Origin of the sequence: Sphingomonas sp. 179-A 2A2 NHS (assembly GCF_045371305.1) — a bacterium.
Lineage (GTDB): Bacteria > Pseudomonadota > Alphaproteobacteria > Sphingomonadales > Sphingomonadaceae > Sphingomonas.
Genome location: NZ_JBIQDE010000004.1, coordinates 410,353 through 434,079 on the forward strand (window position 1 = coordinate 410,353; position 23,727 = coordinate 434,079).

At 66.0% G+C, this 23,727-nt stretch carries 20 protein-coding genes and 2 tRNA genes; 12 read left to right on the forward strand and 10 right to left on the reverse strand.

The genetic code is table 11. The annotated features are described in order from the left end of the window. Nucleotides 1-13 precede the first annotated feature (13 nt). From ACH0AE_RS11450 to ACH0AE_RS11460, 3 genes are all read left to right on the forward strand, one after another. Nucleotides 14-691 carry a DUF6445 family protein gene (locus tag ACH0AE_RS11450; RefSeq protein ID WP_294441608.1) on the forward strand — a complete coding sequence of 226 codons (678 nt, stop codon included), beginning with the start codon at nt 14-16 and terminating at the stop codon, nt 689-691. Nucleotides 692-694: 3 nt separating this feature from the next. Next, a complete protein-coding gene (locus ACH0AE_RS11455) occupies nt 695-2,512 on the forward strand; it encodes a family 43 glycosylhydrolase (RefSeq protein ID WP_294441607.1) in 1,818 nt (605 codons plus the stop codon). A gap of 66 nt (nt 2,513-2,578) precedes the next feature. Next, a complete protein-coding gene (locus ACH0AE_RS11460; protein WP_294441606.1) occupies nt 2,579-3,307 on the forward strand; it encodes an SDR family NAD(P)-dependent oxidoreductase in 729 nt (242 codons plus the stop codon). Nucleotides 3,308-3,325: 18 nt separating this feature from the next. On the opposite strand, the gene ACH0AE_RS11465 is transcribed toward ACH0AE_RS11460, so the two are convergent. From ACH0AE_RS11465 to ACH0AE_RS11475, 3 genes are all read right to left on the reverse strand, one after another. Beyond that, on the reverse strand, nt 3,326-3,757 hold the full coding sequence (locus ACH0AE_RS11465; protein WP_294441605.1) for a PaaI family thioesterase: 432 nt from the start codon (nt 3,755-3,757) through the stop codon (nt 3,326-3,328). A 68-nt stretch (nt 3,758-3,825) separates the two neighbouring features. Then, the gene (locus ACH0AE_RS11470; RefSeq protein WP_294441604.1) at nt 3,826-5,589 is read right to left on the reverse strand and encodes a sensor domain-containing diguanylate cyclase; all 1,764 of its coding nucleotides are present in this window, start codon (nt 5,587-5,589) and stop codon (nt 3,826-3,828) included. A 50-nt stretch (nt 5,590-5,639) separates the two neighbouring features. Further along, complete coding sequence (locus ACH0AE_RS11475; RefSeq protein ID WP_294441603.1) at nt 5,640-7,694, reverse strand: NAD(+) synthase; 2,055 nt, start codon at nt 7,692-7,694, stop codon at nt 5,640-5,642. A gap of 131 nt (nt 7,695-7,825) precedes the next feature. Between ACH0AE_RS11475 and ACH0AE_RS11480 the strand changes: the two genes are divergently transcribed. From ACH0AE_RS11480 to ACH0AE_RS11490, 3 genes are all read left to right on the forward strand, one after another. Beyond that, nucleotides 7,826-9,913: a glycoside hydrolase family 97 protein gene (locus tag ACH0AE_RS11480; protein WP_294441602.1), complete on the forward strand. Its 2,088-nt coding sequence runs from the start codon at nt 7,826-7,828 to the stop codon at nt 9,911-9,913. A 77-nt stretch (nt 9,914-9,990) separates the two neighbouring features. Then, nucleotides 9,991-10,902, forward strand: coding sequence for a fructose bisphosphate aldolase (locus ACH0AE_RS11485; RefSeq protein WP_294441601.1), 912 nt, complete (start codon nt 9,991-9,993; stop codon nt 10,900-10,902). A gap of 4 nt (nt 10,903-10,906) precedes the next feature. Continuing rightward, nucleotides 10,907-11,572 (forward strand): O-methyltransferase, encoded by a 666-nt coding sequence (locus ACH0AE_RS11490; RefSeq protein WP_294441600.1) that lies wholly within the window; start codon nt 10,907-10,909, stop codon nt 11,570-11,572. 25 nt (nt 11,573-11,597) lie between these two features. Here ACH0AE_RS11490 and ACH0AE_RS11495 read toward each other — a convergent pair. Together ACH0AE_RS11495 and ACH0AE_RS11500 are read right to left on the reverse strand one after the other, a co-directional pair. After that, nucleotides 11,598-11,671, reverse strand: a tRNA-Gly gene (locus ACH0AE_RS11495). A 269-nt stretch (nt 11,672-11,940) separates the two neighbouring features. Beyond that, a tRNA-Tyr gene (locus tag ACH0AE_RS11500) sits at nt 11,941-12,026 on the reverse strand. A gap of 147 nt (nt 12,027-12,173) precedes the next feature. Here ACH0AE_RS11500 and ACH0AE_RS11505 point away from each other — a divergent pair. Both ACH0AE_RS11505 and rlmB read left to right on the forward strand, forming a co-directional pair. After that, nucleotides 12,174-13,775, forward strand: a complete 1,602-nt coding sequence (locus ACH0AE_RS11505; RefSeq protein WP_294441599.1) for a M20/M25/M40 family metallo-hydrolase — start codon at nt 12,174-12,176, stop codon at nt 13,773-13,775. Further along, entirely contained in the window at nt 13,775-14,518 is a 744-nt protein-coding gene (gene rlmB / locus ACH0AE_RS11510; protein WP_294441598.1) for a 23S rRNA (guanosine(2251)-2'-O)-methyltransferase RlmB, read from the forward strand. Before ACH0AE_RS11505 ends, rlmB begins: the two co-directional genes overlap by 1 nt. A gap of 76 nt (nt 14,519-14,594) precedes the next feature. On the opposite strand, the gene ACH0AE_RS11515 is transcribed toward rlmB, so the two are convergent. Next, nucleotides 14,595-14,912 carry a 2Fe-2S iron-sulfur cluster-binding protein gene (locus tag ACH0AE_RS11515; protein WP_294441597.1) on the reverse strand — a complete coding sequence of 106 codons (318 nt, stop codon included), beginning with the start codon at nt 14,910-14,912 and terminating at the stop codon, nt 14,595-14,597. Between the two features lie 54 nt (nt 14,913-14,966). Here ACH0AE_RS11515 and ACH0AE_RS11520 point away from each other — a divergent pair, with 54 nt between their 5' ends. Then, nucleotides 14,967-15,596 carry a DNA-3-methyladenine glycosylase gene (locus ACH0AE_RS11520; RefSeq protein WP_294441596.1) on the forward strand — a complete coding sequence of 210 codons (630 nt, stop codon included), beginning with the start codon at nt 14,967-14,969 and terminating at the stop codon, nt 15,594-15,596. A 17-nt stretch (nt 15,597-15,613) separates the two neighbouring features. Here the strand turns inward: ACH0AE_RS11520 and ACH0AE_RS11525 are convergent, their stop codons facing one another. Further along, on the reverse strand, nt 15,614-16,030 hold the full coding sequence (locus ACH0AE_RS11525; protein WP_294441595.1) for a DUF2147 domain-containing protein: 417 nt from the start codon (nt 16,028-16,030) through the stop codon (nt 15,614-15,616). A 24-nt stretch (nt 16,031-16,054) separates the two neighbouring features. Between ACH0AE_RS11525 and mtnP the strand changes: the two genes are divergently transcribed. Then, nucleotides 16,055-16,924, forward strand: coding sequence for an S-methyl-5'-thioadenosine phosphorylase (gene mtnP / locus ACH0AE_RS11530; protein ID WP_294441594.1), 870 nt, complete (start codon nt 16,055-16,057; stop codon nt 16,922-16,924). 32 nt (nt 16,925-16,956) lie between these two features. After that, nucleotides 16,957-18,273 (forward strand): Nramp family divalent metal transporter, encoded by a 1,317-nt coding sequence (locus ACH0AE_RS11535; protein WP_294441593.1) that lies wholly within the window; start codon nt 16,957-16,959, stop codon nt 18,271-18,273. Nucleotides 18,274-18,298: 25 nt separating this feature from the next. Here ACH0AE_RS11535 and ACH0AE_RS11540 read toward each other — a convergent pair whose 3' ends face one another. The 3 genes from ACH0AE_RS11540 to ACH0AE_RS11550 form a co-directional block, all read right to left on the reverse strand. Further along, nucleotides 18,299-19,078 (reverse strand): tyrosine-protein phosphatase, encoded by a 780-nt coding sequence (locus ACH0AE_RS11540; protein ID WP_406875752.1) that lies wholly within the window; start codon nt 19,076-19,078, stop codon nt 18,299-18,301. Nucleotides 19,079-19,148: 70 nt separating this feature from the next. Then, nucleotides 19,149-19,874: a hypothetical protein gene (locus tag ACH0AE_RS11545; RefSeq protein WP_294441591.1), complete on the reverse strand. Its 726-nt coding sequence runs from the start codon at nt 19,872-19,874 to the stop codon at nt 19,149-19,151. Continuing rightward, nucleotides 19,871-21,082 carry a toxic anion resistance protein gene (locus ACH0AE_RS11550; RefSeq protein WP_294441590.1) on the reverse strand — a complete coding sequence of 404 codons (1,212 nt, stop codon included), beginning with the start codon at nt 21,080-21,082 and terminating at the stop codon, nt 19,871-19,873. The genes ACH0AE_RS11545 and ACH0AE_RS11550 overlap by 4 nt, the downstream gene beginning before the upstream one ends. Nucleotides 21,083-21,284: 202 nt before the next feature. Between ACH0AE_RS11550 and ACH0AE_RS11555 the strand changes: the two genes are divergently transcribed. Then, complete coding sequence (locus ACH0AE_RS11555) at nt 21,285-23,672, forward strand: TonB-dependent receptor (RefSeq protein ID WP_406875753.1); 2,388 nt, start codon at nt 21,285-21,287, stop codon at nt 23,670-23,672. The last annotated feature ends 55 nt before the right edge of the window (nt 23,673-23,727 follow it).

The following is a 23,727-nucleotide window of genomic DNA, read 5'->3' on the forward strand; positions in this document are numbered from 1 at the left end:
GCAGGAACGGAGAATGACCCCGCACCTGCTCCGCATCGGTGCGGGCGCGCACCCGGTCGTCGTGGTCGACACCGCGACTGGCGCGCCTGACGCGGCGGTGGCGATCGCTGCCGCGCTTGCGCCCTTTCCACGAGGGCCGAACCCCAACTACCCGGGCGTTCGGCGAGTGATCGAGGAGGCCGACGCAGCAGCCTTTGGCTATGTCACCGGGCTGCTCGAGGCACTGGCGCCGTTCATTGCCGGCGGGTTCGACTGCGGTGGCTTCGATCTCCTGGAAGCCAGCTTCTCGATTGTGACCACGCCGCCCGCGGTGCTTCGGCCCGGCCAGCGCATGCCGCATTTCGATTCCACCGATCCGCGCTACCTCGCCGTGATGCACTATCTCGGCGATGTCGCCGGCAGCGGCACGGCTTTCTACCATCAGAGATCGACCGCGATCGAGGTTGTTACTGACGACAATGCAGCCGCCTTCCTTGCGGATGCGCAACGTCATGCGGCCGCTTTCGAAGGCTATGTCTCCGGAAGCAATGCGGCCTTCGAGGAGATCGGCCGGGTCGACGGAAACCGCGACCGTGTCGTCATCTACCAGGGTGCGCTCCTCCATTCCGGCATCATTCCCGCCACCATGCCGCTCGATCCCGATCCACGGCGGGGCAGGCTGACCACCAACATCTTCGTCAGGACTCGTTAGTTCATGCGCATCGCTGCCGCCGCCGCGGCCCTGTTCGCCATTGCCTCTGCCGCGACTGTGGGTGCCGAGCCCGCCAGGCGAACGTACATCAACCCGATCGACCTCGATTATCGCTACAATTGGGAGCAGACGAGCGAGGGCATCTCGTATCGCACCGGCGCCGACCCGGCGATCGTGCGCCACAAGGGCGCCTATTACATGGTCCAGACGCTGGCCGACGGGTACTGGCGCTCGACCGATCTGGTGAAGTGGACCTTCATCAAGCCCAGCATGTGGCCGATGCGCTCGATCGTCGCGCCCGCCGTGCTTTCCGATGGTGAGCGGCTGTACATCATGCCCTCCCGCATGGAAGGCGGGGTGATCCTGGTCAGCGACGCGCCGGAGACGGGGAAGCTCGACTATCTCACCCGCCGGTCACCCGAACTGCCCAACGCAGTGCGGCCGGGTGTCGAGGATTACATGAAGCCGGGTCAGATCGCGCCGGGCCCGTGGGATCCCGGCCTGTTCAAGGACGATGACGGCCGCTGGTATCTTTACTGGGGGTCATCCAACGTCTTCCCGCTCTACGGTATCGAACTCGATCCCAGGAACCGCCTGTCTTACGTCGGCAAGGCAACCGAGCTCTTCAAGCTCGATCCGGCCCGCCACGGCTGGGAGCGGTTCGGCCAGGATCATTCCGGCGGCCTGCCCGATGGCACCCCGATCAAGCCCTTCATGGAGGGCGCGTGGATGACGAAGGTGAACGGTCGCTACTACCTGCAATATGGCGCGCCCGGGACCGAGTATAACGTGTACGCCAACGGCACGTACGTGTCAGACAAGCCGCTCGGGCCCTTCACCTATCCGAACTGGAACCCGGTTGCCTACAAGCCCGGTGGATTCGTCGAGGGGGCCGGGCACGGCTCCACCTTCGACGATGCGCATGGCAATTGGTGGAATTCGGGCACGCCGTGGCTCGGCTACAATTGGACGTTCGAGCGGCGCATTGCGATCTTCCCGACCAAGTTCGAAGCGGACGGCCAAATGTGGTCGTCCACTCGCTTCGGCGATTTCCCGCACTGGGTGCCAAACGCGAAGGTCAATGACCCGACCAGCCTGTTCACCGGCTGGATGCTCCTTTCGTATCGCAAGCCCGTCACTGCTTCCTCGACCCTTCCGGGCTTCGGCGCGGCGACGGTGACAGACGAGAACCCGCGCACCTTCTGGGTGGCCGCGGCAAACCGCGCGGGTGAGACGCTGACGCTCGATCTTGGCGCCGCAAAGACGGTGCGGGCGGTGCAGGTGAATTTCGCGGATTACAAGTCCGGCCGGTTCGGGGACGCACCGGATATCTACACCGAGTTCACCATCGAGGCATCGCCCGACGGCCGGAACTGGCAGAAGATCGCCGAAACAGAAGCACCGCGGCGCGATCGACCGAATGCCTATTTCGAGCTCGCCCGCCCGGTCACGACCCGGTTCATCCGCTACGTGCACGGCCATGTCGGTGCGGCTAACCTCGCCATTGCCGACATCCGCGTCTTCGGCAGCGCGAACGGGAAGGCGCCGGCCGCACCGGCAGGTGTCACTGCGCGCCGCGATGCCGATCAGCGCAACGCGCATATCAGCTGGCGCCCCGTCAAGGGGGCGACCGGCTACAACGTGCGCTGGGGCGTCAAACCGGATCGCCTGACCTTCACCTATCAGGTTTTCGCCGACGAGCCGGGTGCGGGCGCCAAAGAGATCCGTTCGCTGAACGTCGGCCAGCCCTATTGGGCGACCGTCGAGGCTTTCAACGAAAGCGGGGTTTCGCCTATCGCTCCTGTAACAATGATTCGCTGAACAGGAGAGTGAGAGATGCGGCCGATCCCCAAGATAGAGTCGCGTCTCGATGGTTCAGGAGCGATCGTGACCGGTGCGGCGAGCGGCATGGGGCGCGCAACCGCCATCCTGCTCGCACGCGCCGGCGCGCAGGTCGCCGTCACCGACGTCAGCCAGGAGGCGGCGCAAGCGGTGGCGGATGAGATCGCGGGCGAGGGGCTGTCCGCCCGTGCCTGGGCGCTCGACGTCGCCGATCACGCGGCGATCAACCGCGTCGCGCAAGAGGCGGCGGAGGCGTTCGGCGACATCTCCGTCATCGTCAACAACGCCGGCATCTCCGCCAATCTGCCGATCGACGATGCTGGTTACGACGCGCAATGGGACCGGCATCTTGCGATCCTGCTCACCTCGCACCAGCGGCTGATCCGTGCGGCGTTGCCGCACCTGCGCCGTTCGAAGGCTCCGCGCATCGTCAACATCGCCTCGACCGAGGGGCTGGGCGCGACAGCTGGCTTCAGCGCCTATTCGGCGGCCAAGGCGGGGGTGATCGGCCTCACCCGCAGCCTGGCGGTGGAGCTCGGCAAGTCGAGCATCACGGTCAATTGCATCTGCCCCGGTCCAATCGAGACGGGGATGACGCAGGGCATCCCGGATGAGGCGAAGCAGACCTATGCCGCCCGCCGCACGGCGCTCCGCCGCTACGGCCTGCCGGAGGAAGTGGCCTTCATGACGGTCAGCCTGTGCGCACCTGCCGCGAGCTTCGTCACTGGTGCGATCATCCCGGTCGACGGCGGGCTGATGGCCCGCAATGCCTGACGGGAGCGGGGCACCGGCTTACTGAGCGGCGGCCTTCGATGCCTGTTCCACCCGGTCGCGCGCGGCGAGCATCAGCGTCGAGCTTGCCTTGGCGAGAACCTTGCCGTTCGTATCGAGCAGGCGGCCCTCGAAGAAGCAGGTGCTTCGTCCGCGCCGCTCGACCCAGCCTTCGGCCACGACCAGCCCGGGGCGCGCGGGCGCGAAGAAGCTGACCTTCAGTTCCAGCGACATCGGCACCACGTCCGGCCCGCTCATCGCGATCGCGGCATGGGCCATCGCCGCATCGATCCAGCCAGTGACGAACCCGCCCTGAACGACGCCGCCGGAATGGCACATGTGCGTGCCGGCGCGATACTCCAGCACGGCGCGGCCGGCGGAATCCATTTCGACGATGCGTTCAAGCCCTAGGGTTCGGCTCAGTTCGTGGGCTGCCGGATCGCTGTCACTCATTCGCCTCTCCTTGTTCTGAAAGGCGACAGTGTCGCGCGCCGCGGGCGGCCGCAAGCGCGCAGTCCGGATCAGGCCGCGAGCGTCAGCTGGTCGCGGCCCGACCTTTTGGCTTGATAGAGGGCACGGTCTGCGGCTCGCAGCACTTCGCTCACCGAATTGCCCTCGGCATAGCGGGTGACGCCGCCGCTCACGGTAACCGCGACGATCTGGTCGTCGATGCGCAGCCGTGCTTCACCGATCGCACGCCGCAGGCGATCGCAGACGAGGCGCGCCTGCTCAATCGTTGCCTCCGGCAACACCACGGCGAATTCCTCACCGCCCAATCGCGCGACGATATCCTGATCACGCACGCTGGACCGGGCAATCGACGCAAACCGGCGAAGCACATCGTCGCCAACCGCGTGCCCGAACGTGTCGTTGACCTGCTTGAAATGATCGAGGTCGAACAAGGCGACGCATCCGCCAGCACCCGAGGCGAGCCGCGCGCCAAGCTCCTCGTCCAGGCCACGGCGGTTCATGATGCCTGTCAGTGGATCGGTGAGCGCGGCACGGGCCAGCCGTTCCTCGTGGGCGCGCCGGTGAGTGACGTCCCGGATTGCGCTGACCACCCCCGCGACGCCGCCCTCGTCATCGATCACGGCGCGGCTGTGCGTTTCGAACCAGCGGACCTCCCCGTCCGGCGAGAGAGCACGGTATTCGCTGATCGTGGTTCCTTCCTGCTCCTCGATCGTACGACGGAACGACGCCATCGCCCGCACGGCGTCGTCAGGGTGGAGGAGGATGGTGAATGGCCGTCCGATGAGATCAGCCGGTTCCTGGCCGAAGATCTGGCGGATCGAGGAGGATACGAAGCGAAGGCGCCCTTCGGAATCGGCGTTCAGCACGATATCAGTCGAATGCTCGGTGATCAGGCGATATCGCGCCTCGCTTTCGCGAAGGCGGCGGAACAGATCGGCCCGCCGTTCCAGTTCAGCGTTGGCCGGCAGCACCGTCAGCATCGCACAGGCGACATAGAGCTGGAGGAACAGCACTCGGGTACCAACCGGCGCGTTCATCAGCGCGATCGGGCCATGGCCCTGCATCGTCAGCCACCCGCCGATGATGGCGAGAATGAGGATCGACAGCGCCGTGGAGACCGGCCCACCCCGAAACGTCGCGAGGATGATCGGGAGCATCGGGAGGTAGAGCAGCGGGAACTCGTCCTGGGTGAAGGTCGCGAGCGTCACGACGGTGACAAACACCAGCAGGCCGCACAGCTCGATCACCTTTGCGCTGCCCATGCGGGCGATCAGCCGCCGTGCTTCGCCGCGCATCACCATCATTGCCATCGGCATGAAGGCCAACGTGCCGAGTGCATGGCCCGTGAACCAGTGCAGCGCGGGGGTGGAGAACGAGCTGCCGAGGATCAGCGCGCTCGACGTGCCAGCCATGATCGCTCCTGCGAGAGGGGCCGCAAGGCCGCCGGACAGGACGAAGACGACGAGATTGCGGTGCGCGCCCAGAGAGGAGCGGCGCGCCGCAAAACGATGCATCAGCAATGCCCCGATGATGCTCTCGCCCATGTTCGCGATGCCGAGCGGCACTGCCATCGCCGGGCCAAGCCCGATCGTGGCGGTCACGACCGCATTGGCGACAAAGCAGACTGCGATCGGCAGTGGCCAGTTACGTCGTGACAGCGTGATCAATCGCGCCGTCAGGATCGCATTAGCGATCCAGAGGAACGCAACCCCGCCATCGAAACGGGTAAGTCCAACCGTTCCCGCAACGGCAATAAAGTACGCGATGCCAAGTCCAGCCGTAGCGGCTGCCCTCCGTTCACGTCCCTTCACCATCCCCCCGTGCTAGCGCGCGGGAGTAAATATCACGTTTCCAAGAGAAAAACTTACATGTTTCCGGGCCCGTTCGCGTCGAGCTCCTGAAGCCAGATCTTCGCGGTGCCGTCCGACGGCGCACGCCAGTCTCCGCGTGGGGAGACCGCACCGCCCGCCGACACCTTTGGCGAGTTAGGCAAGGTCGAGCGCTTGAACTGGCTCAACTGGAAGAAGCGGAAGAGGAACTTCTCCAACCAGTGCTTGATCGAGGTAAGCTCGTAGGCGGTTCGACCTTCCTCCGGATAGCCGATCGGCCAGCGACCGGCCTCGGCATCGCGCCACGCATGCCAGGCGAGGAAAGCGATCTTCGACGGCGCAAGGCCGTGGCGAAGCACGTAGTGCGCGAAGAAGTCATTCAGCGGATAGGGCCCAATCTTGCTCTCGGTGCTTTGCAGCGCGCCGCTTGCATCCGCCGGCACCAGCTCGGGCGAAATCTCGGTGGAGAGGATCGCGTCCAGCACGGCGTCCGTCTCGCGGTCATATTGATCCGTCGCAATGCACCAGCGGATCAGGAACTGGATCAGCGTCTTTGGTACGCCCGCGTTCACACCGTAGTGGCTCATGTGATCGCCGACGCCGAAGGTGCACCAGCCAAGCGCGAGCTCGCTGAGGTCACCCGTGCCGACGACGAAGCCGTTTCGCTGGTTGGCGATGCGGAACAGATAGTCGGTGCGCAGGCCTGCCTGCACGTTCTCGAACGTGATGTCGTACACCGGCTCGCCCTTGGCGAACGGGTGCCCAAGTCCTTCCAGCAGGGTGCGCGCCGCCGGGCGGATGTCGATTTCCTCCGGCGTGACGCCGAGCGCGCGCATCAGCTTCCAGGCGTTGCCCTTTGTCCCTTCGCTCGTCGCGAAGCCGGGCATCGTGATGCCGAGGATGTCGGATCGCGGCCGACCGAGGCGGTCGAGCGCCTTGGCCGCGACGATCAACGCGTGGGTCGAATCAAGCCCGCCCGACACGCCGATCACCAGCTTCTCGACGCCGGTGGATTGCACGCGCTTCAGCAGGCCTTCGACCTGGATGTTGAACGCTTCGTAGCAGTCCTCGTCAAGCCGCTCAGGCGTGTCCGGCACGAAGGGGAAGCGTCGGATCGCGCGTCTCAGCCCGACATCCGCGAAGTCGGGCTGATGCTCGAAATGCACCCGACGGAACCTGGTCTCGGGTTGCCCGGCGAAGGTCGCCGCGTCGCCGAAGGTTCCGACGCGAAGCCGCTCCTGCGTCAGCCGCTCGCAGTCGACGTCGGCGATCACCAACTCAGGGTCCAGCGCGAAGCGGGTCGATTCCGCCAGCAACTCGCCCAGCTCATGCACCGTTCCCTGGCCGTCCCAGGCCAGGTCGGTCGTGCTCTCGCCCGGGCCGGCTGCGGAATAGACGTAGGCGCACACCGCGCGTGCCGACTGCGCGCTCGACAGCATCGTCCGCTCGCGCGACTTGCCGATCACCACGTTCGACGCGGAGAGGTTGCAACAGACCAGCGCCCCGGCCAGCGCTCCCATGGTCGACGGGGGGGTGGGGGACCAGTAATCTTCGCAGATCTCGGCGTGGAAGATGAAGTGCGGCAGGTCCCGCGCGGCAAAGACCAGGTCGGTCCCAAACGGAACCGTTTCCTCGCCGATCTCGATGCTGAGCCCGGTGAGGCCAGCACCGCTCGAGAACCAGCGCTTCTCATAATATTCGCGGTAATTGGGTAGGAAGGTCTTCGGTACGACGCCCAGGATCCGGCCGTGTCCGACCGCGACCGCGCAATTGTACAGCCGCCCGTTGCGCAGCAGCGCCGCGCCAACGACCAGCACAGGACGAAGGTCGCTGGTCGCGGCGGCTACCGCACGAAGAGCATCCACCGTCGCGCTCTGCTGCGCCGATTGCAGGTGCAGATCGTCGATCGCATAGGACGTGATGTTGAGTTCGGGGAAGACGACCAGGTCCACCGCTTCCTCGTGGGCGCGACCGGCAAGCGCAATCGTCGCCTCGGCATTGGCGACCGTGTCGCCAACGCTCGCCATTGGGGTCGCCGCGGCGACGCGAAGCATACGGTGATGGTGGATCGAGCCGAAACGTGCGTTCATTCTGCGGTCGTTACCTTATCTTGCCCGTGCTGTGCCACCGCTCCCGCCTTGCCACGTCGAATGATCGCGGTAGGCAGGTGGTGCCGCCGAGACGCCAACGAACGGGCGGCGCTTAAGTGTCGGAGAGAAAGATGAGATTGCTGGCGCCGCTCGCATTGACGTTGAGCGGATTGACGATCGCGGCTCCCGCAGCGGCGCAGGACAATCTGTCGAACAAGGCGACCGCCAATGTCGTCGCCAAGGCCGCGTCCCCCAACGGCCGAATTACCGTGACGGTCAGCCTGGATGGGGAAGGCCGGGCAAGCTACGCCGTCCAGCGGGACGGCAAGCCGCTGCTGAACGACAGCCGCCTCGGCTTCCTCTTCACCGACGCGCCAAAAATCGACCGGGCGATGACGCTTGCGGGCACCGCGACGGATACGGTCGACACCACATGGCGCCAGCCGTGGGGCGAATGGGCGACGATCCGCGATCATCACAACGAACTCACCGTCCGGCTGCGCGAGGCGAAGAACCTGCGCCGCGAGATCGGCGTCACCTTCCGCCTGTTCGATGACGGGGTCGGCTTCCGCTACACCCTGCCGCAGCAACCGAACATGCGCCGCGTCAACATCGCGGGCGAGCTGACCGAGTTCGCCTTTGCGGAGGGCGGGACGGCCTGGTGGAAGCCGGCGTATCTCTGGAACCGCGAGGAATATCTCTACAAGAAAACGCCGCTGGATGGTGTCGGCACCGCGCAGACGGTGATGACGGTGAAGCTCGACAGCGGCACGCATGTCGCGATCCACGAGGCGGCCCTGATCGATTATGCCGGCATGAATCTGCGGCGCAGCGACCGGCCAAATGCCTTCATCGCTGATCTGACACCTGGCTCGGGCGCACCATCCGTCTCGCGCGATGCCGGCTTCTCGACGCCGTGGCGGACGATCGCCATCGCCGATGACGCGCCCGGCCTCTATTATGCCAGCCGCATCGGCCTCAACCTCAACGAGCCGAACAAGCTGGGCGACGTATCCTGGGTCAAACCGGGCAAGTTCGCGGGCGTCTGGTGGAACATGATCACCGGCCATTGGACCTGGGCACGCGGGCCCAAGCACGGCGCCACGACAGCGAACGTGAAGCGCTACATCGATTTCGCGGCGGCCAACAATATCCCGGGCGTGCTGGTGGAGGGCTGGAACGTCGGCTGGGACGGTGACTGGTTCGGCAACGGCAAGGACATGCAGTTCGACCAGCCGACCGAGGACTTCGATGCTGCCGAGCTGCAGCGCTACGCCGCCGCCAAAGGCGTGTACCTGATCGGCCATAACGAGACCGGCGGCTCGGCCAGCCATTACGACGGCCAGCTCGAACGCGCCTTCGCTTATGCTCAAGCGCACGGCATTCCGGCGGTGAAGACTGGCTATGTCACCGATGCCGGCGAGGCGGAGCGGATCGATCCCGATGGCTCGCAGCATCGCGAGTGGCACGAAGGTCAGTGGATGGTGAACCACTACCTGCGCGTCGTCACCACCGCGGCCAAGTACAAGGTGTCGATCGACACGCATGAGCCGGTGAAGGACACCGGGCTTCGCCGCACCTATCCGAACTGGATCTCGCGCGAAGGTGGCCGCGGCATGGAATATATGAGCTGGGAGGCGAAGAACCCGCCGGAGCATGAGGCGAACCTGGTCTTCACCCAGCTGCTAGGCGGGCCGATGGATTTCACCCCCGGCATCGTCAGCCTGAAGGGGTCGAACGACAGCGACATTCCCTCGACGCTCGCCAAGCAGCTTGCCAATTACGTGGTGATCTATTCGCCCGTCGTGATGGTCGCCGACACGCCGGAGGCATACGCCCGCTACCCCGAAACGCTGCCCTTCATCCGCGCCGTGCCGACCGACTGGAGCGATACGCGCATCCTGAACGGTGAGGTCGGTGATTATGTCACCGTCGCGCGCAAGGCGAAGGCATCGGACGACTGGTTCCTCGGCGCCGTGGGGGACGAGCAGGCGCGCAGCACAACCGTCACGCTCGATTTCCTCGATCAGGGCCGCACCTATACCGCGGCGATCTTCCGCGATGGTCCGGGCGCGGACTTCCGCACCAAATCGCGCCACTCGATGACCGTCGAACGCCGCGAGGTACGCAAGGGTGACCGCTTGAGGATCGAACTTGCGCCGGGCGGCGGACAGGCGATCCACTTCATCGCATCCGATCCGGCGAAGCGCCGCCGGTGATGGTGCACCGCGCCTAGCCGAATCGCACGATGCCGCCTACGACGCCGGGGAATAGTCAAGCACGAAGAGGGGAACACATGACGCCTGCCGAGATGACCGCCAAGATCGCCAACGGCGAAGGGTTCATCGCTGCGCTCGACCAGTCGGGCGGATCCACCCCCAAGGCACTGAAGGGCTATGGGATCGAGGAAGGCGCGTGGTCGAACGATGAAGAGATGTTCGGCCTCATCCACCAGATGCGCAGCCGCATCATTACCTCGCCCGCCTTCACCGGCGACAAGGTGATCGGCGCGATCCTGTTCGAGCGCACCATGGATGGTGAGGCCGGTGGCAAGCCCGTCCCGCAGGCGCTGCAGGACCGCGGCGTCGTGCCGTTCCTGAAGATCGACAAGGGCCTGGAGGACGAGGCGAACGGCGTGCAGCTGATGAAGCCGATGCCCGGCCTCGACGCTTTGCTCGATCGTGCTGCCAAGCTCGGCATCTTCGGCACCAAGGAGCGCTCGGTCATCAACCTCGCCAACCGCGAGGGCATCGCTGCCGTGGTGGCACAACAGTTCGAAGTGGCGCAGCAGGTGCTCAGCCACGGCCTCGTGCCGATCATCGAGCCCGAGGTGAACATCAAGAGCCCGGAGCGCGCTGAAGCAGATGCGATCCTGCTCGACGAGCTTACCAAGGCGCTCGATTCGATGCCGGGCACCGACAAGGTGATGCTGAAGCTTTCGCTGCCGACAAAGCCGGATCTGTTCCTCCCGCTGGTCGAGCATCCGCGCGTGCTTCGCGTCGTCGCTCTGTCGGGCGGATTCAAGCGCCCCGAGGCGTGCGTGGAACTCGCCAAGAACCATGGCGTGATCGCAAGCTTCAGCCGCGCGCTGCTCGAAGACCTGCGTTCCGGCATGACCGACGCGGAGTTCAACAAATCGCTCGGGTCGGCAATCGACGAGATCTGGGCAGCGTCGGCCCGCAAGACCCCGGCCGTAGCCGCGGCCTGATCCGATGGTCGAGCGCAAGGGAGACCCCGATGCGCTCTGGACGGCGGTCGATGAATACATCGTCGACCGCCTGATCCCCGACGATCATCCTGCCACGCGCGCGGCGAATGCCGCGGCAGGCCTGCCGGACATCGACGTGTCGGTGCCACAGGGGAAATTCCTCCATCTGCTCGCCCGCGCGATCGGCGCTCGTCGCGTACTCGAAGTGGGCACGCTCGGCGGGTATTCCACCATCTGGCTGGCTCGTGCGGTGGGTGAGGGCGGCGGCGTCATCTCCCTGGAGATCGATCCGCATCACGCCGCGGTCGCCGTCGGGAACCTGCAGCGCGCAGGCGTCGCAGAGCGCGTGTCGGTGCTCGTCGGCGATGCCGTGGAGACCCTGCAAGGGCTGGAAGGCCCGTTCGACCTCGTCTTCATCGATGCCGACAAGCCGTCGAACGTCGCCTATCTGACCGCTGCGCTTCGCCTCTCCCGCCCCGGCACGGTGATCATCGTCGACAACGTCGTGCGCGAAGGTGACGTGCTGGATGCCGCCAGCGACGATCCGCGCGTCATCGGCACGCGCGCCCTTTTCGATGCCGTCGCTGCCGAACCGCGGCTCAGCGCCACGGCGATACAGACGGTGGGCGGAAAGAAGTGGGACGGCTTCCTGATCGCGCTGGTCGACTGATCAGGGCCTAGCCGCTCGAGGCGGCTGGAGCGGGTAACGGGAATCGAACCCGTGTATTCAGCTTGGAAGGCTGCTGCACTACCATTGTGCTATACCCGCGCGCCGCATCGAGCGTGTGCGCACTGCCACGACCGATCGGTGGCGGTCAACTGCCCATCGAAGGGGAATTGTCGCCGGTGGAGCCGATCCGATCGGATCCGTGCCGATCGTATGGTGAGGGGAGGAGACGCCCGCTTATTGCGGGGCATTCCGATGGGGCTGATCGTCGCGAGAGCAGCCGTCTGATCGGCCACGTGCGTTCGATCTTGCCCTCGTCATCATCGCTGTCGGAGACCGGCAGGCACCTCGTCACCGGCGCCGCGGTAAGTTGGTGGAAGGGACTGGATTCGAACCAGTGTACACTTGCGTGGGCAGATTTACAGTCTGCTGCCTTTAACCACTCGGCCACCCTTCCACCGGGCCGCTCGTCAAAGCGAGGGCGCCCAATGCCGAAGCCGATGCGCCCTGTCAACGCACCTGTCGCATCTTCTCATCACGGTTGCGCCTGGCAGGGGCAGGCAATAGCAACGGCGCCCTGAAACCTAAGGGGATTACGTCGTTGATGCGCCACCTTCTTCTCGCCACGGCCATGATCGCGGCGCCTGCCGTCGCGCAGGATCGTGCCGCGACCGCGCGAATCATGGACGAGGGGCTGGCGCATTCGCAGGTGATGACCACCGCGCAGCACCTCACCGACGTGATCGGCCCGCGCCTCACCAATTCGCCGCAGATGCGTGCCGCGGAAGCGTGGACGCAGGCGAAGTTCGCCGAATGGGGGCTGAAGAACGTCCGCAAGGAAGGTTTCGGTTTCGGCCGCGGCTGGTGGATCGAGGGCTCCAGCGTGCGGATGGTCACGCCGCGCCCGATCCAGCTCACCGCCATTCCGATCGCCTGGACGCCGCCGACGCAGGGAACATTGTCGGCGCCGATCGTGGTTGCACCGATGAAGACGGCCCGCGATTTCGCGCGGTATCGCGGGCAGCTGGCTGGCAAGATCGTGCTCGTGTCGCCGCCGGGAACGGGGTTGGAAAGCACCCGCCCGCCGTTCCGCCGTTACACCGACGAGGAACTGGGCAAGCTCGGCGAGTACAAGTTCCCGCGCCATGATCCTGCCGCCGACGCGAAGGAACTGCGCGAGGCCGATTTCGAGAAGCAGCGCGACGCCTTCCTGAAGGCGGAAGGGGCGCTTGCTTATGCCACCATCTCGTATCGCGATGGCAAGCTCGTCCACGGCGAAGGCTATATGTTCGAAGCCGGCAAGTCGCCGTCGCTGCCGGGCGTCGAGATCGCGGCGGAGGATTACCGCCGCCTCGCACGCCTCGCCAAGACCGGCGCTGCGCCAACGCTCGAGATCGTCAGCAACGTCCGCTACGACGATAGCGATACTCAGGCGTACAACATCTTCGCCGAGATCCCCGGCACCGATCCAAAGGCGGGCTATGTGATGGCCGGGGCGCATTTCGACAGCTGGGTCGCCGGGGACGGCGCGAGCGACAATGCGGCGGGCACGGCCGTCATCATGGAGGCGGCGCGCATCCTCTCGAAGCTGGGCGTGCGGCCGAAGCGCACCATCCGCTTCGCATTATGGAACGGCGAGGAGCAGGCATTGCTCGGCAGCCTGGCGTGGGTCGAGAAGAACCTTGCAACGCGCGGCGGCCCGAACGACCCGCCACTGGTCGGCGAGCGGCGGTACTTCGAATGGTCCAAGCGCTGGCCGATCACCCCGCGCCCGGGGTTCAACGATCTCGCGGCGTACTTCAACGTCGACAATGGCTCGGGCCGTTTCCGCGGCATCTATGCCGAGAACAACCCCGCCGCCGCGGAGATCTTCCGTGACTGGTTGGCACCGTTCAGCGGCCTCGGCATGACGACCGTCGCCATTGGCCGCACCGGCGGCACGGACCACGTGTTCATCCAGTCGGTCGGCGCGCCGGGCTTCCAGTTCATCCAGGATCCGCTCGACTACAACAGCCGGGCGCACCATTCCTCGGCCGACACTTTCGATCACCTGAAGGAAGAGGATCTTCGTCAGGGTTCGACGATCCTCGCCGCGTTCCTGCTCAATGCCGCCAATGCCGAAAAGGCGTTGCCGCGCCCGCCGATGCCGACGAAGCCGGCAGTCACCGATCCCTTTGCTTATCCCGATCCCGAGGACGATAATTGATGGCACGCCGTGGTCACCGCCCGAGCCAGGCCCCGGCCGGCCGCCCCCGTTTCTGGGGGCGCCACGCCGTCACCGCCGCGCTCGCCAATCCGGAGCGCACCGTGCGCAAGCTGTGGGGCACGCGGGAGGCGCTTGCCAGCCTGTCGCTGCCGCCACTGCTCCCGGTCGTCTATGCCGATGTCGCCGATCTCGGCCGTATGGTGCCAGCGGATGCGCCGCACCAGGGCCTGGTGATCGAGGTCGATCCGCTGGAGGAGATCTGGCTCGGCGACTTGCTCGAGCAAGGTCGTGACGACCGGCGCCCGCTGGTGATCCTCGATCAGGTCACCGATCCGCATAATGTCGGCGCCGTGCTTCGCTCGGCGGCGGCGTTCGACGCGCTCGGCATCGTCACGCAGGATCGGCATGCCCCGCCCGAATCGGGGGCACTCGCCCGCTCCGCCTCCGGCGCGCTGGAGACCGTGCCGTGGGTGCGCGTGGTGAACCTTGCCCGCGCGCTCGACGAGATTTCCGAAGCCGATTTCTGGCGCGTCGGCCTCACGGGCCATGCGAACCAGACGTTGGGCGAGGTGATCGGCGACGCGCGGATCGCGATCGTCTTGGGCGCCGAGGGCGAAGGCATGCGCCAGAACACGGAGGCGCATTGCGATCAGCTGGCGAAGCTGCCGATCAGCCCGAAGGTCGAGAGCCTGAACGTGTCCAACGCCGCGGCGATCGCGCTCTACGCCATCACCACGCGTTGACCGGTCGGCGCCCCTCTGCCGCGCGGAGGGGCAGGCGCCCGCGCAACCTTGGTTGCGGCGGGCGCCGGGTGTCTGATCAATCCTCTTCGGCGATCCGCACCTTCAGCCCATCGAGGCTGGCGTCGAACGGCACCTGGCACGACAGGCGCGAATATTCGTCGCGGCTGCTGGACGAATCGAGCAGGTCGTTCTCGTCCTCGGTGATCGGCGGCAGTTTGGCCGCAAATTCCGGGTCGACATGGATATGGCAGGTCGCGCAGCTGCAGCAGCCGCCACACAGCGCCAGGATCTCGTCGATCCCGGCATCCCGGATGACTTCCATGACAGACAGCCCCGCCGCGCCGTCGATTTCGCGTTCTTCCCCGTCGCGCAGCGTGACGATAAGCTTCGGCATCATGTTCTCCCCGCAAGTTTGTGCGACCCATGCCTTCCTTCGGCGCGCCTCGCAATGGGGCTGAACGAGCGTGATCTGCACGCGGCGGTCGATTCGCTGGGTGAAATAGAGCCCGCCTTCGCCGCGGCGGTGGCCCGCGTCGGCTATCCGCCGCCCCGCATCCGCGAGCGTGGCTATGCCACCCTGCTACGCACCATCCTCGGCCAGCAGGTGAGCGTGAAGGCGGCGGATGCGATGTGGCGAAAGCTGGACGAGGCCGTCGGCGGGGCAGGGGATCCCGCGCTGATCGCAGCGGCGGCCGACGAGACGCTGCGTGCCGCCGGCCTCTCGCGCCAGAAGGCGGCTTACGCGCGCAGCCTTGCGGAAGAGGTCAGCTCCGGCCGTCTCGATTTCGATCGCCTGCCGGAGGATGACGAGGCCGCCATCGCGCAGCTCGTCCGCGTGAAGGGGATTGGTCGCTGGTCAGCCGAGATCTATCTTCTGTTCGCTGAGGGCCGGCCCGATATCTGGCCGGCGGGAGATCTCGCGGTTCAGATCGAGATCGGCCGCATCCTCGGCCACGACAGCCGTCCGAGCGAGAAGCTGATCCGGGAACTGGCGGAGCCGTGGCGGCCGCATCGCGGCGCGGCGGCGATCTTCGCCTGGCACCATTACAACACCGGGTCGGCCGCCTCGCCGCTGTAGCTCGGCGCGGGTGTCGCTCAGCGCGCCGGGCGCCAGACCTGCGTCTGGCACAGGAACGAGATGCAGCCCTTCACGCGCAACGTGCCGTCCTCGCCGCGGCTGACGATCGACTTGTAGCTCTTGCCGTTACGCGGGTCATAGATGCGCCCGCGCCAATCATTGCCCGCGTCCTTGAAGTCCGACAGGATCGGCATGCCCACGATCGGGCGATTACGGAGCGCGGCGTTGGGGTTGTTGACGTCGGTCGTCGGCGCATTCGGCTTGGCCTTTACCACCGTCGCGATTCGGCCGCACGTCGCCCCGCCGCACGGGCCCACCTGCACGATCGCGCTGCCATCTTCCGTCAGCCAACGCCCCGCGATTGGTTGGGCGGCATGCGCGGTCCCGGCAAGAGACAAAGCGATTAAGGCGGCGGCAGCGCGAATGATCGTCATGCGTTGGAGTATCGGAGGAAAGCGATGAACGGGCAATGGACGATCGGTATCATTGGCGGCTCCGGCCTTTATGCCATCGATGATCTTGAAGATGCCGAATGGCGCCGCGTGGAAACGCCATGGGGCGAGCCGTCGGACGAAATCCTCTTCGGGCGCATAGCGGATGTTCAGTTGCGGTTTCTGCCGCGGCACGGTCGCGGCCACCGCATTGCACCGGGGGAGACCCCCGCACGCGCCAACATCGATGCGTTGAAGCGCGCCGGCTGCACCGATCTCCTGGCCATCTCGTCGGTCGGCTCGCTGCGGGAGGAATTGGCGCCGGGGCGCTTCGCCGTCGTCGAACAGTTCGTCGACCGGACGGTGCACCGCCCGCAGAGCTTCTTCGGCACAGGTCTTGTCGCTCACGTGTCGATGGCCGATCCGGTTTGTGAGCGATTGTCCGCCTTCGCTGCGGCAGCGGTTCAGGCGGCGGGGGCGCAGGTGACGGAGGGGACCACCTATCTCGCCATGGAAGGTCCGCAATTCTCCACCCGGGCCGAAAGCGAAATGTACCGCCAATGGGGTTGCGACGTCATCGGCATGACGGCGATGCCCGAGGCGCGGCTCGCCCGCGAGGCGGAGCTGCCGTACGCTCTCATCGGCATGGTTACCGATTACGATTGCTGGCGCGAAGATGAAGCACCGGTCGAGGTCGACGAGATCGTCGAGCAGATGATCGCCAACGGCGCGATCGCGCGCCACGCGGTGTCAGCCTTCATCGCGGCGTTGCCGGAACGGCGCACGCCATCGCCGATCGACACGGCACTTAACGGCGCGATTCTGACCGCAACCTCGCAGCGGGATCCGGCGCTGCTCGCGCGCAACGCCGCCATTCTTGCGCGACTGAACGGTTGAAACCCGCAGATCGCTCACGCATTGCAGCGCGGATGACACCGCCGCCTGCCGCAGAGCTGATGCGATCGCTGCCGGAAGTCCATTCGTCGATCCGCGTTCCGGAAGGGGCGGGGTTCTGGCGCCGGCTTTTCGCGTTCGCCGGTCCCGGCTGGCTGGTTGCGGTCGGCTATATGGATCCGGGCAACTGGGCGACCGACATCGCCGGCGGCTCGGCCTTCGGCTATACGCTGCTCAGCGTCATCCTGCTGTCAAACCTGATGGCGATCGTGCTTCAGGCACTGTCGGCGCGGCTCGGCATCGGGGCCGGGATCGATCTCGCGCAGGCGTGTCGCCGGCATTACTCGCGACCGGTTTCGCTGGTGCTGTGGGTGCTGTGCGAGATCGCGATCATCGCCTGCGACCTTGCCGAGGTGCTGGGCACGGCCATCGCGTTGAAGCTCCTGTTCGGGCTGCCGCTCGTCGCGGGCGTCTGTGTCACGGCGGTCGACGTGTTCCTGATCCTCGCGTTGCAACGCTACGGCTTCCGCCGTCTGGAAGCCTTCGTCGCGGCGCTGCTCATCGTCATCGCTGGCTGCTTCGCGCTCGAGCTTGCCTGGGCCGGCCCCGATTGGGGCGCTGCCGCCGCCGGCCTCATCCCCTCGACCGAGATCGTCAGCAACCCGCTGATGCTCTACATCGCAATCGGCATTCTCGGTGCGACGGTGATGCCGCACAACCTCTACCTCCACTCCGCGATCGTGCAGACGCGGGCCGTCGGCGCCGGACAGGAGAAGAAGCGCGACGCGCTGAAGATGGCGACGATCGATTCGACGGTGAGCCTCGGCCTGGCCTTCTTCATCAATGCGGCCATCCTCGTCCTCGCCGCTGCGACCTTCCATGTCGCCGGCCGCACCGAGGTGGCCGAGATCGAGGAAGCGCATCAACTGCTCGCGCCGATGCTGGGCGTCGGGGCGGCAAGCGCCGTATTCGCGATCGCGCTGCTTGCCAGCGGCCAGAATTCCACTGTCACGGGTACGCTTGCTGGGCAGATCGTGATGGAGGGCTTCCTCGATCTGCGCCTCCCGATGTGGTTGCGCCGCCTCATCACCCGTGGGCTGGCGATCATCCCGGCGGTGATCGGCGTCGCCATCGCCGGCGATTCTGGCGCCACGCAGTTGCTGGTGCTGAGCCAGGTGGTGCTGAGCCTTCAGCTGCCCTTCGCCGTGCTGCCGCTCGTCGCCTTCACCGGCAGCCGCGGGGTGATGGGCGACATGGCCGCCCCGCGCTGGCTGCTTGTGATCGCGTGGTTCATCGCTGCCGTGATCGTCGCGCTGAACGGCTGGATGCTCTGGGGCATGGCGACCGGCTGAGGCAGCCGGTCAGCCGATCACGCGCTCAGGCGATCAGCCGCTCGCGAAGTGCCTCGCGGCGTGCCGCGTTCACCCCCAGCACTTCCTCGGCATAGCGCTCGGTACCGCCGAAGCGTTCATTGATCGAGCGGGTCGCCGCGTCGAGGTACATGGGATCCACGCCCATCAACGTCTCGATCGCTTCGTCGGTGATCTGCGCGCCATAGCGTTCGCGGATCGAATCACCGGCCGCGGCGATGCGCCGCTTCTGGTCACCTGCCGCATTGGTCAGCAGGTAATCCGCCATCACATCGTCTTCGTGAACGCCGAGCAGCCGGTGGAGCAGCGCGGCGGCGAGGCCCGTCCGGTCCTTCCCCGCGAGGCAGTGCAGCAGGCTCGCCCCGTCGCGCGTCGCCAGCGCCTCGAAATACAGCGTCAGTGAGCGCACCAGTACGTCGCGGAACGGCATGTTCACATACAGCCGGGTCATCGCCGCCCGTGCTTCGTCCGCCGTCGTGATGCCACGCCCGGCTTCCTCGTGCGGCGCGAGTTCCGATCCTGCTGTCTCGCCCGGTGCGAACAGCACCAGGCCGTCGAAGTCGTCGTGGCGCAGGCATGGCATCATCTGCCGTTCGCTGTCGCCGCGCAGGTCAACCACCGTCGCGATGCGCAGCTCCGACACTTTCGCCAGATCGTTCGGCGTGGCGCCGCCATGCTGCCCGGAACGCCACAAAACGCCTGATTTCAGCCGCCCCTCGCGCCCGGCATAACCGCCATAGTCGCGGAAGTTGTGGATGCCTTCGAAGATGCGGACGCGGTCGTTCATGCCGCATCCGCTACCTTATTCATATGACGATGTCGCGTCGTTTAATGATCTTGGCTTAGCAGCCCCTTGATCAGGCCGGATCACCGTCGCGATACTTCATCTCGAGGAAGCGGCCGCGGGTTTCCAGAGAGTCGAGGTCGCCCCGTGCCAGTTCCTCGGTCATCTGCCCGATCTCGCGCTCGATCAGCTCCAGCCCCTCGACAAGCTGGCGATCGGGCGTCTTGCCGTTGCGCTCGGTCCCGCGCAGTTCCAGCGGCACGCGCTGATAATCGCGCACGAAATCGGGCAGCTGCTCACCCACCAGCCGGCGGATGTCGGCGGCTGCCGGCGTGTCGTCACCCACCGTCTGCAGCTGCTTGCCCAGCGTATCGAGGCGCAGGCCGATCCGATCCGCCACCTGCACCGCCGGGGCGGGCAGGGCGGGGCGCTGTGCGTCGAGCCAGCGCGTCGTCTGCGTCGGCAGCGCCTTGATGTCACTGCGCGCCAGCTTCTCCACCGTCACCGGGCGCGGCCCGGGTGCGAACGCGATGGCGAGCGTCACCGCTGTCATCACCATCAGTACCGCCAGCGCGCCGAAGATGCCCAGCGGCACCACGGCCAGCCCGATCACTGCCGCCGCGATCAGGATCGCGGCATTGGCCGCACCGATCGCGGCTGCACGCTTGGCGACGCTTCGTCCGCCGCGCCGCGGGCGCCGCTGTACCGCGCTCGACATGCCTTCGAACGACTGCAGGCGCACGCGATCGAGCGCCTGGCGCGCGCCGGCGATCGCGTCATTGGTCTCGTACGAGGTCACAGCGCCTCCAGCTTGAACGTCTCCGGCGAGGAGCCGAGCCGGTTCTGCGCCGCGCCTTCTGCCCGGGCGATGTAACCGCGCGATTTCTCGACCTCGTTCGACAGCGTATCAACGGTCGACTTCATCGAATCGAGCGCCTTCAGCTTGAACGTGTCAATCGCGTCCATCGTCTCGTAGATATTCTGGAACGCGCGCTGCAGCGTCTCGAGCGGGATCGCCGAGGAGGCGGCCTGTTCATGAATGCGCGCGGTATTGTCGCGCAGCAGCTTGCCGGTCGAATCGATGATGTTCGCGGTCGTAGTGTTAAGCTGCGTGATCTGCTCCAGCACCAGCTTCTGGTTGGTCATTGCCTGCGCCACCGTCACCGCGGTGCGCAGCGCGGCGACCGTGGTGGTGGATGCGCGATCGACGCCCTTGATCAGCTCGACATTGTTCTTCTTGACCAGATCGAGCGCCAGATAGCCCTGCACCGTCACCGCCATCTGCGTCAGCAGATCCTGCGTGCGCTGGCGGGCGTAGAACAGCGCGCTCTCGCGGATCGCCTTGGCCTTGGCGGGGTCCGTCGCATCGAGCTCGTTCGCCTTGTCCTCCAGCTTCTGGTCCAGCATCCGCGACATCTGGATCATCTGTTCAAGCTTGCCCATCGCGGTCCACAGGTTGGCCCGCTCGGTATCGATCGAGGCGTTGTCCATCAGCAACTCGTCCTTGCCTGAAGCGAGGCTCTTCAGGATCGAGGCGATGTGCGTCTGGCTGGATTTGTAGCTGTCGAAGTAATTGCGCGCCTTGTTGCCGAACGGGATCAGGCCGAACAGCTTCTGCGGCGCTGTCAAATTGCCGCGCTTGCCGGGATCGAGATCCTCCACCACGCGGCGCAGCTGGGCGAGATCCTTGCCCACGCCAGTCTCCTGATCCATCGCCCGCACCGGCCGATCGAGGAAGCGGTTGGACTGTCCCGCGGCGTCGCGGATTTCCTTCGCGCCCATGTTGGTGATCGCGTCCACCACCTTGCCGAATTCGGGGCTGTTCGCGTCGCGCTCCATCAGCTGCTGCACGGCGTAATCCGCGCGTTCTTCCAGCTTGGATTTCACGCTATCGTCGACCGGCACCAGGCCAGCGGCCTTCTCCGCGGCCACCGGGGGCACCGGATCGGGCGGCGTCAGCTTCAGCGCCGGCTCGGTAGCGGTGATCGTCTCGGGGGTCGTCGCCATAAATATCCTCCAGCGTCACCACCACGATGGCGGCAGACGGTGCCTCGTTCAAGTGTATCAGTGATATAATACGCTCAGTAAACGCGCGCAAAGGCCGGGCGGTTTCGCTCCCTGTCGCGCAATTGGCACGGAACGGTAACGAAGGTGCCACCTGCCGGACGTAGCGGCCGCTCACCACAGCCAGAACAACCGGGGGACCATTATGAACCGCGCCTTCTCGGGCGGCGTCGTCGCGACGCTGCTCGCCTGCTCTTCGGCTGCCGCGCTTGCCCAGGCGCAGGTGCCGGCGGATGATGCGGAGATCGTCGTCACCGCGCAGAAGGTGGAGCAGAGGATCGAGGACGTGCCGCTCGCCGTCACCGCGGTCACGCAGGAGCGGATGCGCGAGATCGGCGTCAATTCGCTGTCCGAAGTGGCGCTGTTCGTCCCCGGCCTGCGCGTGCAGGAGCAGAGCGCGAACAACCCCGGCTTCGTGATCCGCGGCATCACCTCGGACTCGGGCTCGTCGCAGCAGGGCGCGCGCGTCACGCTCTACTATAACGGCGTTGACATCAGCCGTTCGCGCGGGGCGTACCAGGACCTGTTCGATCTCGAGCGGCTGGAAGTGGTGAAGGGCCCGCAGGCGACGCTGTTCGGCACCGCCGCCGCGATCGGCGCGGTCAGCATCGTGTCCGCTAGGGCGCAGCCCGGCTTCTCGGGTGAATTGCTGGCGAGCTACGGCAATTATGACCGCACGCAGGTGTCGGGCTTTCTCAATGCCGGCAACGATACGCTCGCCGCGCGCCTGGCCTTCGCCTACAAATATCGCGACGGCTATGTCCGCAACATCGCCGGCGATCCGGATGTGCCGAACCAGAACCAGGGCCGGGTCGATCAGGACGATCTGAACGGCCAGGATCAGCGCGGCATCCGCGGCTCGCTTCGCTGGACGCCGTCCGACGCGGTCACCGCCGATCTCGTCCTCACCTATGACGGGCAGCGCAATCTCGGGACGGCCTTCAAGAGCCGCGTGTTCGCGCCCACCGGCGGGCAGACCGGCGACTTCGGCTATCCCGAGCTTTCCGGCTCGCCGTTCAGCCAGGAGGTGCTCGGCAAGCGCAAGCTCGGGCTCGACCGTGACGTCTATGACGCGAACCTGACCGTGAACGTCGATGTCGCGCCCGGCGTCACCTTCACCACCGTCAACGGCTATCGCCGCTTCAACGCACTGGAGACGTTCGACGCCGATGGCGGCCCGGCCTGGTACCTCGAATTCGCGGAGGATGCGAAGGGTGACCAATGGAGCCACGAAGGACGCTTCAACTTCACCGGCGAGCGCTACCGCGCCTCGTTCGGCTGGAACGCGTTTTTTGAAAACGGCTATCAGCGCGTGCCCTTCTCGACCGAGGAGGGGACGTACATCGCTTGTTCGATCGCCGCACCTTATGCGGAGGTGCGCGCCGCGCTTAACGCCGCCGGCCTGCCGACGGGTACCAATTGCATCGCGCCCAACGGTACGGTTCTCGCCGCGCGCGCCACGCAGATCCTGTCGCGCGGCGCCGCGACGGTGGTGCCCTATGCGTCGGAATTCACCAATTACGGCAACAACGACACCTATTCGGTGTTCGCCGACGCCACCTGGATCCCGACCGACGCGCTTGAGGTGACGGCCGGCGCGCGCGTGCTGATCGAGGACCGCCAATCCGGCTACAGTGCGATCCAGCCCAATTCGGTGCTGCTAGCCCCGCTCGGCGTGCGCACCAGCCTGCTCGGCACGGTCGGCACCGGCGGCGCGAAGTTCCAAGCGGAGCGCAGCTTCGCCGCGGTGCTCCCCCGCGTGAACGCGCTGTACCGTGTGACCGACGACCTCAACGTCTTCGCCACCGTCAGCAAGGGCCGCCGCTCGCCGGTGGTGCAACTCGGCTCCGCCGCCGGCCCGGCCGGCGCGATTCCCGCGCTTCAGATCGTGCCGGAGGAAACCGTCTGGAACTACGAAGCCGGCATCAAGGCGGGCAGCCGCACGCTCTCGGGCACGCTGTCGGTCTTCTACCAGACCTATGACGATTTCCAGGTCAGCGTCACCGACCCCACCGGCCGCGTCACGACGCAAAGCGCCGGCACCGCGAACAACCTCGGCGTTGAGCTCGAAGGCACCTGGCGTCCGACCAGCTTCCTCAGCGTCTTCGGCAGCTTCGGCTACATCGACGGTGGGATCGGCGACAAGCCGCTGCCCGGTGGTGGCACCAACGCCTTCGCCGGCAACCGCTTCCGCCTCCAGCCGGAGATCATCGCCGCGGGCGGCGCGACCCTCCGCCTGCCGCTGCGTGACGGCATCAGCGTCTATGCAACGCCGTCGATCAGCTATCAGAGCAAGGTCTTCTTCGAATTGCCGAACCGGGAGGGGATCAGCCAGGATGGCTATGCGCTCGTCAACTTGCGCGCCGGCATCGAGTTTGCTGACGGTCGCTATCGCATCGGCGGCTTCGCTCGGAACCTCGCTAACGAACGCTACCTGATCGATGCCGGCAATACTGGCGGTACGTTCGGCACGCCCACCTATATTGCCGGTGAGCCGCGCTTCTATGGCATCGAGCTGTATGGCCGCTTCTGAATGACGGCCTGATCACGGGATATCCCGGGCGGAATACAGGTTCTTCTGCCTGGTT